A 13,173-nucleotide genomic window follows, 5' to 3' on the forward strand; every position below is an offset into this window, starting at 1 on the left:
GGTCATGCTGGTCAGCGAGCGCATCGGGCAGTTCTTCGTCGAGTCCGACGGCGGACGGGACCGGCTCGAGTACACCGAGTACGGCTCGGGCGACGAGTGGGTCGTGCTGCTGCACGGCCTGCTCATGCCCCGCCGGATGCACCAGCCGCTCGCACGGGCGATGGCCGCGCAGGGCCTGCACGTCGTCACCCTCGACCTGCTCGGGCACGGCCGCTCCGACCAGCCTGCGGACCCGCTCGTCTACTCGATGACCTCGTTCGGCGAGCAGGTCGTGGCGCTGCTCGACCACCTCGGCGCCGAGCAGGCCGTGATCGGTGGCACCTCGCTCGGCGCCAACGTGTCACTGGAGGTCGCGGTCCTCGCGCCCGAGCGGGTCAAGGGCCTCGTCGTCGAGATGCCGGTGCTGGACAACGCGCTCGTCGCCGGGCTGCTGGCGTTCGTCCCGATCATGCTGGCCGCGCGCTACCTCCCCTTCACCGCCAACACGCTGCAGAAGGCGTCGAGGTCCGTGCCGCGGGGACTCGTGCCGTTCTGGGCGGGCGTCGCGCTCGACACCGTCGACCACCGCGCCGACTCGGTCGCCGCGGTGCTGCACGGCGTGATCTACGGCCGGCTCGCGCCGTCGTCGAGCCAGCGACGCGCGATCCGCGCACCCGTGCTCCTGGTCGGTCACCCGGTCGACCCGATCCACCCGTTCGTCGACGCCGACATGCTCGCCGCCGAGCTGCCCGACGTGCGGTTCGAGCGGGCCACGTCGATCCTCGAGTGGCGCACGCGCCCCGAACGGCTGACCCGGGCGGCCGCCGACTTCGCCCGCGAGTGCTGGGCGGCACCCACCCCGCGCCGAGCACGCACGCGGAAACGCTGACGTCGTACGCTGTTCGCGGGGGTCGGTGGGGGAGGATGTGCACGTGCCCCTCTACCGCGACGAGGCGGTCGTGCTGCGCACCCACAAGCTGGGCGAGGCCGACCGCATCATCACCCTGCTGACGCGTCAGCACGGGCGGGTGCGCGCCGTCGCCAAGGGAGTGAGGCGTACGACGTCGCGCTGGGGCTCGCGGCTGGAGCCGTTCACCCACGTGGACCTGCAGCTGGCCGATGGCCGCAGCCTGGACGTGATCACCCAGGCCGAGACCCTCGACCCGTTCCACGCGCGCCTCGGGCTCGACTACGACCGCTACACCGCCGGCACGGTGATGCTCGAGACCGCCGAGCGGCTCGTCACCGAGGAGAAGGAGCCGGCGGTCCAGCAGTTCCTGCTGCTCGTCGGCGGCCTCCGGGCGATGTCGGGCGCCGAGCACCCCGCCAAGCAGGTCCTCGACTCCTACCTGCTCCGCTCGCTGTCGGTCGCCGGCTACGCGCCGTCCTTCGACCACTGCGTGCAGTGCGGGGTGGAGGGTCCCCACCGGTTCTTCAACCCGTCCGCGGGCGGCGTCATGTGCAGTGCCGACAAGCTGCCCGGCTCGGCGACGCCCGCGCAGGAGACGGTCCGGGTGCTCGGTGCGCTGCTCGTGGGCGACTGGCCCGTCGTGCACGCCGCCGACCCCCGCCACCTCCGCGAGGCGAGCACGCTGGTCTCGGCCTACCTCGCCTGGCACCTCGAGCGCGGGCTGCGCTCGATGGCCTACGTCGAGCGCTGAGGCAACAAGACGCGCTCCCGGCGCGTCATAGGGTGCGGAGGCGGCACATCTGCCGACCCCTGCTGACCACGGGAGCGCCCATGACGGACGAGACCACGCCCACTCCCGCGTCGCCGACCCGTCGCAGCCGCCGGCGCACGGTACTCAAGGTCGTCCTCGTGAGCGCGCTGGTGCTCGCGCTCGTCACCGGCGTGGGCACCTGGCTCTTCGTGCGGCACCTCGACGGCAACATCGAGACGGGGTCGCTCGACGAGCTCGGTCCGGGACGTCCCGAGCGGCAGTACACCGGCAACGGCAAGCCGCTCAACATCCTCGTCATGGGGGACGACAGCCGTGCCGGGCCGGGCAACCGCATCGACGACGAGGCGGGAGCCGGCGGGTCCGACACCACGATCCTCGTGCACCTCTCCGCCGATCGCAGCCGGGCGTACGCCGTCTCCATCCCGCGCGACTCGATCGTCGACCGCCCGGCCTGCAACGGTGGTGAGTCCCCGGCGGCCACCGACGTGATGTGGAACGCGGCGTTCACCGTCGGCCAGGAGTTCTGCACGGCCGACCAGTTCGAGCAGATGACGGACGTCCTGCTCGACCACTACGTGGTCGTCGACTTCAACGGCTTCGGCCAGATGGTCGACGCGGTCGACGGGGTCCCGGTGTGCGTGCCCTACGACATCGTCGACCGGGCCAACGGGATCTTCGTGCCGGCGGGCGACCCGTCCGTGCTCCGGGGCGACCAGGCGCTCGACTACTTCCGCGCGCGCTACGTCGGCGACCAGCTGGAGCAGAACGACATCTCCCGGATCCGCCGCCAGCAGGAGTTCATCGGAGCGCTCGTCCGGACGGTCCAGTCCGCCGGCACCCTGGCCCGGCCCGACCGGGTCGTCCGGTTCCTGAACGCGGCCACGAAGTCGCTGCGCACCGACGAGGAGCTCGGCTCGGTGACGCAGATCGCGCGGATCGCGCTGCAGCTGCAGGACATCGGTCTCGACAAGGTGCAGTTCGTGACCCTGCCGACGGAGTACTACGACGTGGACTCCGACCTCAGCGGCAAGGTGTACTGGACCCCGGACGCCTTCCGGATCTGGGACCTCCTCAACCGCGACGAGGTGCTGCCCGCCAGCCTCATCGGTGACACGTCGGTCGATGCCGAGGGACCCAGGGGCGGGAAGGGCTCGGGTGGCGCGGGCTCGGGCGGGTCCTCGGGCGGATCGTCAGGCGGAGGTTCCGCGGACGAGCCGGTCTACGGCATCTGCGGGTGACGCCGTCGCGGTGCGCGGCCAGGTCCAGGCGGAGCGTACGACGAACGCGAGGAGCGCGAGCTCGAGCACGATGCCGAGGCCGTAGAACAGCACCCAGGACTCGCCCACCACGTTGAAGACCGTGACCGGGACGTAGAGCGAGGCCACCACGATGTTCGCGGTGCGGCTCGCACCGGCCGGCAGCGCCGTCGACAGCACGACCATGAGGATGGGCACGGCCATGAGGGCGAGCGCCGAGGTGGAGAACGTCTGCGAGAGGTCGAACTCGAAGACCCGGCCGTCGAGGATCTCCCCGACGACGCCGGGCGTGAAGAAGTTGAGGATGTCCACGTAGGCGTAGAGGAACATGAAGCTCGTCCATGCGGCGGCGAGCTTGATCCTCACCGGGACCGGCTGGTCGTGCAGGGTGGTGGCGGTGGTCTGGTGTGTGCTCATGTCGGGCTCCGTCGTCGAGATGGGGTTCGGTGCCCTCACGATCGTCGAGCGCGCCCCTCGCGCGCCTCGGCCCTCAGGCCGGACTCCCTCGGCCGTTCGGCCGAGGTGTCTCAGCTGCGTGTACGGGTCGGCTGCGACCGTGGCGTGCCTGTGGCCCCGCCGTCGTGGTGACTGGCGGGGTGTGGGGCTTGGTCATGGTCGTGCGGGCTCGACCGGGGTGGTGCCTGATCGGTCGCGTCTGAACTGGTGGCCGTGGGGTGAGGTCCATTCGAACACGCCGGGTTCGGTCATGGCGTAGCGCCAGGCGGTGAAGGTCTTGAGTCGGTGGTGGGAGCGGCACAGGCAGGCGAGGTTGTCGGACCGTGTGGGTCCGGGTTGTGGTCGGCCTTCGGCTTCGGCGTCGTGGTCGTACGGGCTGATGTGGTCGATGTCGCAGGCCCTGGCTGGCCTGGTGCAGTGGGGGAAGACGCAGGTGCGGTCGCGCAGGATCACTTGCTCGCGGATCCGGTCGGGGATCTCGTAGCCGGGTGCGGTGAGGTTCTGGTTGAGGTCGATGACCGGCTTCACGGTGATCGTGGTGCGGGAGTCGCCGCACCACGCCTGGAGCTGCTCGAGGAGCAGGAGCTTCTGGCGGTTCTCCATCCGTCCGGTGGGCCCGAAGACCGTGCCCTCGCTGGTGATGTCTGCGTCGAAGTGGGCGTGGAGGACCACCTCGCGGGCCGCCGGAAGGTTGGGGAGGTCGGGTCTCGATACGCCTCCTCGTTCCTCGTCGGCCACTCGACCACCCGAAGAGAAGGCGGTGGCGGCGAGGTCGAGGGCGGTCTGGGTGCGGGCGAGGTTGCCGAGGGCCTTGGCGCGGCGGACGTCGAGGGTCTCGGTGGAGCCGAGGGCCTTCTGAGTCGCGGCGTCGTGGGCGAGGGTGTGGTCGAGGTCGATGCCGTCGGCGAGGTCGAGGTCGGCCTCGACGTGGATGGTGCCGGCGAAGTGCACGTCCTGGTCGTGCACGGTGACGTGCCGCGGGTCGACGTACAGGTAGCCGTCCTCCGGATCCGACGCGGGATCTGGTTGAGCAAGGTCGTAGCGCTTGATGGCTTCGGCGACGAGGCGGTCGAGCTGCGCGACACCGACCTTGCCGGCGACCGCACTGACTTGGTCGTCGACCCACCCAGCGGCCTCACGGGTCAGCGAAGGAACAGCGTGGATGGTCGCTTCGGCGACCGACCGGGCACGCCACGCGGGCACCGTGCCGGCGTGGACCTGGTGCCAGAGTCGGGGAAGGCGGTGGCGGAGCTCGAGGGCATGCCCGATGAGCTTCTTCGCAGCGGTCGACGAGATCCCGAGAACGGCGCCGAGCTCGGCGACACAGAACTCCGTCACCAACGGGCAGCCCTCGCCCGCGATCGGTTCCTCGTGCTCCGAGCCGGGGGTGGTGAAGGCGGCGGCGAGGTGGATCGACTCGGGTGGGTGGAGGTCGGCCCAGCGGGCGGCGAGGTCGAGCTGGTCGGCTGCTGCCTGGTCCTCGACGGCCTTGCGGTCGCGCAGGGCAGCGAGCAGGGCGAAGGCAGTGAGGTCGTCGACCCCTGCCTCGCGGACCGCTGCCAGTACTTCGCTCATGTGTTCGATTGTAGGCGGTGTGTCCGACAGTGGCCATGCTCGGAGGTGCGAGGTTCGGTCAAGGGATGATCTGGTCTCGTGAGGGGCGCGGGGCGCCCTCGTCGACCAACGGCGGGTAGCTGGTGGCGTTGGTTTCGACACGCTCGCTGGCGCTCGCTGCTCGACCAGCGGCGGGCGTGGGGCGCCCTGCTCGACCAGCGGCAGGCGCGGGGCGCCCGGCTCGACCAGCGGCCGGAGGGGGGTCGACACTAGGCTCTCCCTCGTGAAGCGCGCCGTCCGACAGCCGACCCCGCACCCGTCAGGCGCGACGCCGCCTCCGGTCCCGAAGGACCTCGTCCCGGAGCACGTCGCGATCATCATGGACGGCAACGGCCGGTGGGCGAAGGAGCGAGGACTGCCGCGCACGAAGGGCCACGAGCAGGGGGAGAGCAGCCTGTTCGACGTCGTGGAGGGCGCGATCGAGGTCGGCGTGAAGGCCATCTCGGCCTACGCGTTCTCGACCGAGAACTGGTCGCGCACGCCCGACGAGGTGCGCTTCCTGATGGGCTTCAACCGCGACGTGATCCGCCGCCGACGCGACGAGATGCACGAGCTCGGCGTCCGGGTCCGATGGGCGGGTCGTGCGCCGCGGCTCTGGAAGTCGGTCATCAAGGAGCTCCAGGTCGCGGAGGAGATGACCCGCGACAACGACGTGCTGACGTTGACGATGTGCGTCAACTACGGCGGTCGTGCCGAGCTCGCCGACGCGGCGCGCTCGATCGCGCGTGAGGTCGCGGCCGGCCGGCTCAACCCCGACAAGGTCGACGAGAAGGTGTTCGCGAAGCACCTCTACGTCCCCGAGCTGCCCGACGCCGACCTGGTCTGGCGCACGTCGGGGGAGCAGCGGCTCTCGAACTACATGCTGTGGCAGGCGGCCTACAGCGAGATGGTCTTCACCGACGTGCTCTGGCCCGACGTCGACCGCCGCCACCTGTGGCAGGCCGTCGAGACGTACGCCAGCCGTGACCGCCGCTACGGCGGTGCCGTCCCCAACCAGGCGAGCCCCCACGGCGAGGGCTGAGGGCGACCGCTCAGCCGGACGCGCCTCCACGCAGCAACCAGTTCGTCTCGCGGTAGCGGTCCTCGAGCTCCTCGGGCTGCGGCACGACGTCCTGCGACGTGCGCGTGTCCTCGACGCGCACGCGCGGCGGGAGCTGGGAGTACGACGACTCGGTGGCCATGCTGCGAGCGTAGCCCCCTAGCGGCACGCGGGACAGGTCCCGAAGATCTCCAGCGTGTGGCTGATGTCGCCATAGCCGTGCTCCTGGGCGATCGCGTTGGTCCAGCGCTCCACGGCCGGTCCCTCGACCTCGACGGTCGCGCCGCACGTGCGGCACACGAGGTGGTGGTGGTGCGTGTCCGAGCAGCTGCGCCAGATGGCCTCGCCGTCCTCGTTGCGCAGCATGTCGACCTCGCCGGCGTCGGCGAGCGCCGCGAGGGTGCGGTAGACGGTCGCGAGCCCGACCGAGTCGCCCTGCTTCTGGATCAGGTCGTGGATCTCCTGGGCGCTCCGGAAGTCGTCGAAGCCCGCCAGGGCGGCCGCGACGGCGCGACGCTGGCGGGTGGGCCGGACGGTCCGCTGCGGGGAGTCCGCCGCGGGTCCGGGGGAGGAGGGGGTGTGTTCAGTGCTCGTCATAGTGCTCTCCGTGTACGGCGTGACGGTGGCCGTCGTGGACGTAGTCCACGTGGTCCCCGTGCGGGACGGCGAGGTGGCCGCACGCCTCGCCGTGCTGGTGGGGGTGCTCGTCGTCGGTCGCCGCGCGGTGGGGCGTGGGGTCGACCTCCGGGAAGGGTGCCATCAACGTGCTGCGCCGGCGCAGCCACACGCCGATCGGCCAGGTCGCGGTGAACATGGCCAGCGCGACCATCACGATGGTCGGCCCGGGGTAGACCGAGACCTTGAACGACAGCGCCGCGCTGAGCACCAGCCCCCCGACCGCCGACACGCACCCGACCGCCATCGCGCCGAACAGGGTCGTGCGGAACGAGCGGGCGAGCTGCTGCGACGTGGCGACCGGCACCACCATCAGGGCGGAGACGAGCAGCAGCCCGACCGTGCGCATCGCGACGGTGATGCTGGCCGCGGCGAGCACCGCGATGAGCAGGTTGTAGGCGCGCACCCGCAGCCCGGCGACGCGCGCGAAGTCCGGGTCGCTGGCGACGGCGAACAGCTGGGGCGACAGTCCGAGCGCGACGAGGAGCACGACCACCGTCAGCACCGCCGTGAACCACACGTCGGCCGACGAGATCGCGTTGAGGGAGCCGAAGAGGTAGGCCTGCAGGGTCGCGGCGCCCTGGCCGGCGATGCCGGTGATCAGCACGCCGCCGGCGAGGCCGCCGTAGAACAGCAGGGCCAGGGCGACGTCGCCGTTGGTGTGGCCGCGCTCGCGGATGAGCTCCATCAGCACGGCTCCGAGCACCGCGACCACGACCGCGGTCCACGTCGGCGAGGCGCCGGTGAGCAGCCCGAGCGCCACACCGGTGACGGCCACGTGCCCGATGCCGTCGCCGAGCAGCGCCAGGCGGCGCTGCACGAGGAACGTGCCGATCGCGGGCGCCGCGAGCCCGGTCAGCAGCGCGGCGATGAGCGCTCGCTGCATGAAGTCGAGCGCGAAGAGGTCGAGGAACGTCATCTCAGCGCCTCCGGTCGACGTCGAAGGGGGAGGCCACGTGCGGCGCGTGGTCGTGCCGGCTCGGGCCCTCGTGCGCGTGGTCGTGGCCGTGCGGGTGGTGCGTGTGCGAGGCCAGCTCCTGCGTGAGCGGTGCGCCGTCGTAGGCAACCCGGCCGTCGCGCATCACGACGGACCGGTCGATCAGCGGCGCCATCGGGCCGATCTCGTGGGCCACCAGCAGGATCGTCGCCCCGGTCTCCTTGAGGCGACCGAGTGCGTCGGCGAGCGCGCGCTGGTTGGGCAGGTCGACTCCCGCCGTGGGCTCGTCGAGCACGAGCAGGTCCGGCTCGCCGGCGAGCGCCCGCGCGATGAGGACCCGCTGCTGCTGGCCGCCCGAGAGCTGCGAGACGCCGTACGACGACCGCCCGGCGAGGCCGACGACCTCCAGGGCGTTCTCGACGGCCCGGCGGTCGGCTGCGCCCGTCGGGCGGAAGAGGCCGCGGCGGCCGACGCGGCCGGAGGTGACGACCTCGCGGACGGTCGCGGGCACGCCGCCGATCGCGGACGAGCGCTGGGGCACGAAGCCGATGCGGCGCCAGTCGGTGAAGTCCTCGATCGGGGTGCCGAACAACCGGACCGTCCCCCGCGCGTGGGGGAGCAGCCCGGTCACGGCCCGCACCAGGGTCGACTTGCCGGAGCCGTTGGGGCCGAGCAGCGTCACCATGTCGCCCGGGTGGACGGTGAGGTCGACGTCGCGCAGGATCGGCCGGCCGCCGATCGAGACGGAGACCTGGTCGAGGACGACGGGTGCGGTGGGGTCGGGAGACGTCACGAGCAGTCGTTGGCCTTCTGCAGGGCGGCGAGGTTCTCACGCATGATGGAAAGGTAGTCCTCTCCGGCCGTGTCGTCCGAGAGCCCCTCGATGGGGTCGAGCACCGCACTGGTGATGCCCATGTCGCCCGCGAGCGTCTCGGCCATCTTCGGGCTCACGAGCCGCTCGGAGAAGACCGTGGTCACGCCGTCCGCGTCGATCAGCTCCTGCAGGCGTGCCAGGTCGGCAGCGGTGGGCTCGGACTCGGGCGAGAGGCCTGCGATCGGCTCGAAGTCGAGGCCGTAGCGCGACATGTAGCTGAACGCGTCGTGGCTGACCACCGTGGTGGTCCGGGTGCAGCTCGCCAGGCCGTCGGTGTACTCCTGGTCCAGCTGCTCCAGGTCGGTGCGCAGCGACGAGGCGTTGTCGGCGTACGTGGTCGCGTTGTCGGGGTCGATGTCGGACAGCTCGCCGGCGACGGAGTCGGCGAAGTCGGCCACGAGGAGCGGGTCGAGCCAGAAGTGCGGGTCGACGTCGCCGTGGTCGTGGCCGTCCTCGGCGTGCTCGGCGTGCTCCTCCTCGGTCTCGCCCTCGTGCGACTCCTCGCTGTGGTCGGCCGGCATCAGGTCGATGACCGAGGTGACGTCGAGGACGTCGGCGTCGGTGTTCTCGGCCGCGGCGTCGACGGCTGGCTGGAAGCCCTCCTCCAGCACGACGAGGTCGGCGCTCTCGACCTCGGCGGTCTGCTTGATGTCGAGGCTGAGGTCGTGCGGCTCCTGGCCGGGCTGGGTGAGGTTGTCGACCGTCCAGCCGTCGCCCGCCACCCGCCCGGTCACCCATGCCAGCGGGTAGAACGCGGCGACCGCCTGGCGACCATTCCCGGACGAGTCACCTCCCGACTGACCGCAGCCGGCAAGGAGGGCGGAGGCGGTCAGGAGGCTGAGGGTGAGGGAGAGCGAGCGGGTGACAGGCGACATGAGAACGATTCTCACGATGGATGAGAACCATTGTCAAATCGGGAGGGGGCTAGCCTCGGGCCCGTGCTCGTCGTCACCCGCCTCCGTACGCCGACCTCCGACCCCGGCGCGGAACAGGACCTGCGCGCGGGGCTCCTGCAGGCGCTCGGCATCCTCGAGTCCAAGCCGGGCTTCGTCACCGGCGGCGTCGGCCGCAACGTCGACGACCCGACCCTGTGGGTATTGACCACCCGCTGGGAGAACGTGGGTTCGTACCGGCGCGCGCTGGGGTCCTACGAGGGGAAGATGCACATCCAGCCACTGATGGTGCACGCCCTCGACGAGCCGAGCGCCTACGAGGTCGTGGAGGAGGGGACCGACCTCAACCAATCCATTCCGCGGCGCCGTCCTGAGGAGGGCGAGGGACGAGCCCGTCTCGAAGGGTCGATAGGCTGACGCCTCACGTCAACCTGCTGCATGCACAAAGGATCTCCACCGTGGCCAAGCCCGCTCCGACCGCCCTGGACAACGTCGTCTCCCTGGCCAAGCGCCGAGGTTTCGTCTACCCCTGCGGTGAGATCTACGGCGGCACGAAGTCGGCCTGGGACTACGGGCCGCTCGGCGTCGAGCTCAAGGAGAACATCAAGCGCCAGTGGTGGCGGTTCATGGTCACCCGCCGCGACGACGTCGTCGGCCTCGACTCGAGCGTCATCCTGCCGACGCGCACCTGGGAGGCCAGCGGCCACCTGAGCACCTTCAGCGACCCGCTGGTCGAGTGCCAGTCGTGCCACAAGCGCTTCCGCGAGGACCACCTGCAGGAGGACTACGCGTCGAAGAAGGGGAGCCCGGACAACCCCATCGACCCCGACACGGTCGACATCAACGAGCTCATCGCGTGCCCCAACTGCGGCACCCGCAACGCGTGGACCCCGCCGCGCAACTTCAACATGATGCTCAAGACCTACCTCGGCGTGATCGAGGACGAGTCCGGCCTGCACTACCTCCGGCCCGAGACCGCGCAGGGCATCTTCCTCAACTTCGCCAACGTGGTGACCTCGAGCCGCTCGAAGCCGCCCTTCGGCATCGCCCAGATGGGCAAGAGCTTCCGCAACGAGATCACCCCCGGCAACTTCATCTTCCGCACCCGCGAGTTCGAGCAGATGGAGATGGAGTTCTTCGTCAAGCCCGGCGAGGACGACGAGTGGTTCCGCTACTGGATCGAGGAGCGCACCCGCTGGTACGTCGACCTCGGCATCAACCCCGACAACCTGCGCCACTACGAGCACCCGCAGGAGAAGCTGTCGCACTACTCCAAGGGCACGACCGACATCGAGTACCGCTTCGGGTTCTCGGGTCGTGACTTCGAGGAGCTCGAGGGCATCGCCAACCGCACCGACTTCGACCTCAAGCAGCACAGCGAGTTCTCCGGCAAGGACCTGTCCTACTACGACCAGGCCGCCGACGAGCGCTACCTGCCTTACGTCATCGAGCCGGCCGCCGGTCTCACCCGCTCGCTGATGGCGTTCCTCATCGACGCCTACACCGAGGACGAGGCGCCCAACACCAAGGGCGGCGTCGACAAGCGCGTCGTGCTCAAGCTCGACCCGCGCCTGGCCCCGGTCAAGGTCGCCGTGCTCCCGCTCAGCCGCAACGCCGACCTCTCGCCCAAGGCGAAGGCGCTCGCCGCCGAGCTGCGCGAGAACTGGAACGTCGAGTTCGACGACTCCGGTGCGATCGGTCGCCGCTACCGCCGCCAGGACGAGATCGGTACGCCGTTCTGCGTGACGGTCGACTTCGAGACGCTCGACGACCACGCGGTCACCGTGCGTGAGCGCGACACGATGTCGCAGGAGCGGGTCAGCCTCGACGGGATCTCGGCCTACTTCGCGAGCAAGCTCCTCGGCTGCTAAGCCTCCTCGAGACCTACGGGGCGGTGTAGGCCCAGACGAAGGTCCCGTTGACGAGACCCGGGTTGACTGCGCTCGCCAGCATGACGACGTTCCTCTCGCCCCACCAGGTGTCGCTGGCGAAGAGTCCACGGACGTTCCCTCCGGCGACGTAGACGCACAGCATCCCGGGCGGTGCGGTCGGCACGTCCGTCGTGCCGGTGCAGTCGGGGCTCCGCGGCGCACCGAACGACGCCACGAGGGGGCCCTCAGCGAAGAACGCGGTCGTCCCCTGGCTCATCGGAGTGGCCGGTCGCGCCGGGAGCGTGATGGTCGCGCTGCCGAAGTCTCCGGCGGTGGCGGCTTGGAAGAAGACCGGTGCCTTTCCCGTCACGGTCTGTCTGCTCGGGATCTTGTCCCACGCGCTGGCGCCACGCGCGCCCTGGGCGCCCGTCGATCCGGTCGCTCCCGTGGCTCCCGCCGGACCCGGGGGCCCTGCCGGACCGGTCGAGCCGCGCAGTCGCTCGACCGCCTTGGGGCTGAGGTCCTCGACCTTGATCGTGCCGTCCTTGATCTGCTTGCTCGTGACGAGTGATCCGGCGGCGTAGGACCCGGCGCCGACGCTGGCGAGCAGGGCAGCGCTGACGACGACGGCGACGGGTGCGGGCAGACGGGGCACGGTTCCTCCTGGGGACATCGGTTCGGGTCACGACCCTCTTCCTCCGGCGCCCGCGACGGCATCCGTGCTGGCCACATTTCTGTGGCACTGTGGGCAGACGACCCACTCACGCATCGGGGGATGACATGGGATCTCGCGTTCGACTCCTGGCCGTCGCGCTGCTGGCAGGCCTCCTGGTCACGCAGGGCGCCGTGGATGCCGCACCCTCGGGAGACCGGGTCGTCCGCGCCGACCCGCCGACCCGGACGATCGCGCCGATGCGGCTCCCGCGCGGCCGCGACGCGCGCCTCGACCTCATGCAGGACGGCGTCATCCACACCGCTGACGGAGCCACCCTCCCGATCCGCACCCCCGTCAACGGGGAGCAGCGCCAGCTGCTGGGGGAGAGCCCGAAGGGCTGGCTGGTCGCGGTCCGCAAGGGCTACCTCAGCCGGGTCATCGCCGTCCGCCCCGGGCGCCGCCCCACGGAGATCAGGCACAGCCGCACCACGAGCTACGGCGAGGGCGACTCGGCGATCGGCTGGCTGCTCGCCCGGGACGGGAAGATGCTGGTCTCGACGGTCTTCGACCGCGGTGGCAGCACCCGCGACGCGATGTCGCTGCGTGGCAAGTTCCTGGGGACGAGCTACTCCGGGTCGTTCGTCACGCCGATGGACGCCGACGCCGGCCACGTCGTGACCTACGAGGACAACAAGTTCTCGCGGCTGCGCCTGTACGACTGGGTGCCCCGCACGTCGCGGACCGAGATCGCCAGGAACGCCACCTACGTCTCGCTGCGCGACGACCTGATGTTCGTCCGCACCACCGGCCGGCTCTACGGCCCGACCCCGATCTCGGCGCCCGCGGAGCCCGCGTGGGCCGAGCCCTTCTCGCCGCTCGCGATCTCGCCCGACGGCGAGACCGCCGTCGGGCTGAGGATCTCCGGGTCGGGCTTCGACAGCCCCGCCGTCCTCGACGTGCGCCGGATGAGCGACGGCACGCTGCTCGACTCGATCGCCTTCGGGAAGAGGATCACCATGGACAACTGGTCGATCACCTCCGCCCACGAGCAGACCGCCGCGTGGGAGGGCAACCGGCGGTTCGTCTTCCAGCTCGCCGCACCCGGCGGCGCCGTGCTGGTGCGGTGCGACCTCGAGAAGTCCTGCCGGCGCGCGTCGGACGTGGGAGGCAACATCTCGTTCCCGCACGAGTCCTTCATGTGGTGGTGATCCTCCCGGTGCGAAGCGTCGTGCCACGATGACG

15 protein-coding genes are annotated in these 13,173 nt (G+C 70.8%); 7 read left to right on the forward strand and 8 right to left on the reverse strand.

Annotated elements, in window-relative coordinates; genetic code table 11:
• Positions 1-4: 4 nt before the first annotated feature.
• The 3 genes from BLV76_RS15365 (at position 5) to BLV76_RS15375 (ending at position 2,899) form a co-directional block, all read left to right on the forward strand.
• Positions 5-868: an alpha/beta fold hydrolase gene (locus BLV76_RS15365; protein WP_090969967.1), complete on the forward strand. Its 864-nt coding sequence runs from the start codon at positions 5-7 to the stop codon at positions 866-868.
• Between the two features lie 43 nt (positions 869-911).
• Positions 912-1,640, forward strand: a complete 729-nt coding sequence (recO, locus tag BLV76_RS15370) for a DNA repair protein RecO (RefSeq protein ID WP_090969969.1) — start codon at positions 912-914, stop codon at positions 1,638-1,640.
• Between the two features lie 80 nt (positions 1,641-1,720).
• Positions 1,721-2,899 (forward strand): LCP family protein, encoded by a 1,179-nt coding sequence (locus BLV76_RS15375; RefSeq protein ID WP_090969971.1) that lies wholly within the window; start codon positions 1,721-1,723, stop codon positions 2,897-2,899.
• On the opposite strand, the gene BLV76_RS15380 is transcribed toward BLV76_RS15375, so the two are convergent.
• Together BLV76_RS15380 and BLV76_RS15385 are read right to left on the reverse strand one after the other, a co-directional pair.
• Positions 2,852-3,334, reverse strand: coding sequence for a DUF6326 family protein (locus BLV76_RS15380; protein ID WP_090969973.1), 483 nt, complete (start codon positions 3,332-3,334; stop codon positions 2,852-2,854). The genes BLV76_RS15375 and BLV76_RS15380 overlap by 48 nt on opposite strands.
• Before the next feature lie 192 nt (positions 3,335-3,526).
• Positions 3,527-4,948, reverse strand: a complete 1,422-nt coding sequence (locus BLV76_RS15385; RefSeq protein ID WP_090969974.1) for an HNH endonuclease signature motif containing protein — start codon at positions 4,946-4,948, stop codon at positions 3,527-3,529.
• Positions 4,949-5,210: 262 nt separating this feature from the next.
• Between BLV76_RS15385 and BLV76_RS15390 the strand changes: the two genes are divergently transcribed.
• Positions 5,211-6,008, forward strand: coding sequence for an isoprenyl transferase (locus BLV76_RS15390; RefSeq protein ID WP_090969976.1), 798 nt, complete (start codon positions 5,211-5,213; stop codon positions 6,006-6,008).
• Positions 6,009-6,018: 10 nt separating this feature from the next.
• On the opposite strand, the gene BLV76_RS22620 is transcribed toward BLV76_RS15390, so the two are convergent.
• Genes BLV76_RS22620 through BLV76_RS15410 form a run of 5 tightly spaced genes read right to left on the reverse strand, consistent with a single transcriptional unit; the run spans position 6,019 to position 9,387 of the window.
• Positions 6,019-6,168: a hypothetical protein gene (locus BLV76_RS22620; protein ID WP_175539695.1), complete on the reverse strand. Its 150-nt coding sequence runs from the start codon at positions 6,166-6,168 to the stop codon at positions 6,019-6,021.
• A gap of 17 nt (positions 6,169-6,185) precedes the next feature.
• On the reverse strand, positions 6,186-6,623 hold the full coding sequence (locus tag BLV76_RS15395) for a Fur family transcriptional regulator (protein ID WP_090969978.1): 438 nt from the start codon (positions 6,621-6,623) through the stop codon (positions 6,186-6,188).
• Positions 6,610-7,620, reverse strand: a complete 1,011-nt coding sequence (locus BLV76_RS15400) for a metal ABC transporter permease (protein WP_090969980.1) — start codon at positions 7,618-7,620, stop codon at positions 6,610-6,612. Before BLV76_RS15400 ends, BLV76_RS15395 begins: the two co-directional genes overlap by 14 nt.
• Position 7,621: 1 nt before the next feature.
• Positions 7,622-8,431, reverse strand: a complete 810-nt coding sequence (locus BLV76_RS15405) for a metal ABC transporter ATP-binding protein (RefSeq protein WP_090969982.1) — start codon at positions 8,429-8,431, stop codon at positions 7,622-7,624.
• Positions 8,428-9,387 (reverse strand): metal ABC transporter substrate-binding protein, encoded by a 960-nt coding sequence (locus BLV76_RS15410; RefSeq protein ID WP_090969985.1) that lies wholly within the window; start codon positions 9,385-9,387, stop codon positions 8,428-8,430. The genes BLV76_RS15405 and BLV76_RS15410 overlap by 4 nt, the downstream gene beginning before the upstream one ends.
• 63 nt (positions 9,388-9,450) lie before the next feature.
• Here BLV76_RS15410 and BLV76_RS15415 point away from each other — a divergent pair, with 63 nt between their 5' ends.
• Positions 9,451-9,822: an antibiotic biosynthesis monooxygenase family protein gene (locus tag BLV76_RS15415; RefSeq protein ID WP_090969987.1), complete on the forward strand. Its 372-nt coding sequence runs from the start codon at positions 9,451-9,453 to the stop codon at positions 9,820-9,822.
• A 41-nt stretch (positions 9,823-9,863) separates the two neighbouring features.
• Positions 9,864-11,276, forward strand: a complete 1,413-nt coding sequence (locus BLV76_RS15420) for a glycine--tRNA ligase (protein WP_090969989.1) — start codon at positions 9,864-9,866, stop codon at positions 11,274-11,276.
• A 13-nt stretch (positions 11,277-11,289) separates the two neighbouring features.
• Here the strand turns inward: BLV76_RS15420 and BLV76_RS23355 are convergent, their stop codons facing one another.
• Positions 11,290-11,931: a hypothetical protein gene (locus BLV76_RS23355; protein WP_090969991.1), complete on the reverse strand. Its 642-nt coding sequence runs from the start codon at positions 11,929-11,931 to the stop codon at positions 11,290-11,292.
• Positions 11,932-12,056: 125 nt separating this feature from the next.
• Here BLV76_RS23355 and BLV76_RS15430 point away from each other — a divergent pair, with 125 nt between their 5' ends.
• Entirely contained in the window at positions 12,057-13,139 is a 1,083-nt protein-coding gene (locus tag BLV76_RS15430; RefSeq protein WP_090969993.1) for a hypothetical protein, read from the forward strand.
• Positions 13,140-13,173 lie beyond the last annotated feature (34 nt).

Origin of the sequence: Nocardioides exalbidus (genome assembly GCF_900105585.1) — a bacterium.
GTDB lineage: Bacteria > Actinomycetota > Actinomycetes > Propionibacteriales > Nocardioidaceae > Nocardioides > Nocardioides exalbidus.

What these genes read in the sequence shown, in the direction of transcription:
- BLV76_RS15400 (WP_090969980.1), bottom strand. Translation starts at nt 7,620, where the DNA reads ATGACGTTCCTCGACCTCTTCGCGCTCGACTTCATGCAGCGAGCGCTC.
- BLV76_RS15430 (WP_090969993.1), top strand. Translation starts at nt 12,057, where the DNA reads ATGGGATCTCGCGTTCGACTCCTGGCCGTCGCGCTGCTGGCAGGCCTC.
- BLV76_RS22620 (WP_175539695.1), bottom strand. Translation starts at nt 6,168, where the DNA reads ATGGCCACCGAGTCGTCGTACTCCCAGCTCCCGCCGCGCGTGCGCGTC.
- BLV76_RS15375 (WP_090969971.1), top strand. Translation starts at nt 1,721, where the DNA reads ATGACGGACGAGACCACGCCCACTCCCGCGTCGCCGACCCGTCGCAGC.
- BLV76_RS15410 (WP_090969985.1), bottom strand. Translation starts at nt 9,387, where the DNA reads ATGTCGCCTGTCACCCGCTCGCTCTCCCTCACCCTCAGCCTCCTGACC.
- BLV76_RS15365 (WP_090969967.1), top strand. Translation starts at nt 5, where the DNA reads ATGCTGGTCAGCGAGCGCATCGGGCAGTTCTTCGTCGAGTCCGACGGC.
- BLV76_RS15395 (WP_090969978.1), bottom strand. Translation starts at nt 6,623, where the DNA reads ATGACGAGCACTGAACACACCCCCTCCTCCCCCGGACCCGCGGCGGAC.
- BLV76_RS15380 (WP_090969973.1), bottom strand. Translation starts at nt 3,334, where the DNA reads ATGAGCACACACCAGACCACCGCCACCACCCTGCACGACCAGCCGGTC.
- BLV76_RS15385 (WP_090969974.1), bottom strand. Translation starts at nt 4,948, where the DNA reads ATGAGCGAAGTACTGGCAGCGGTCCGCGAGGCAGGGGTCGACGACCTC.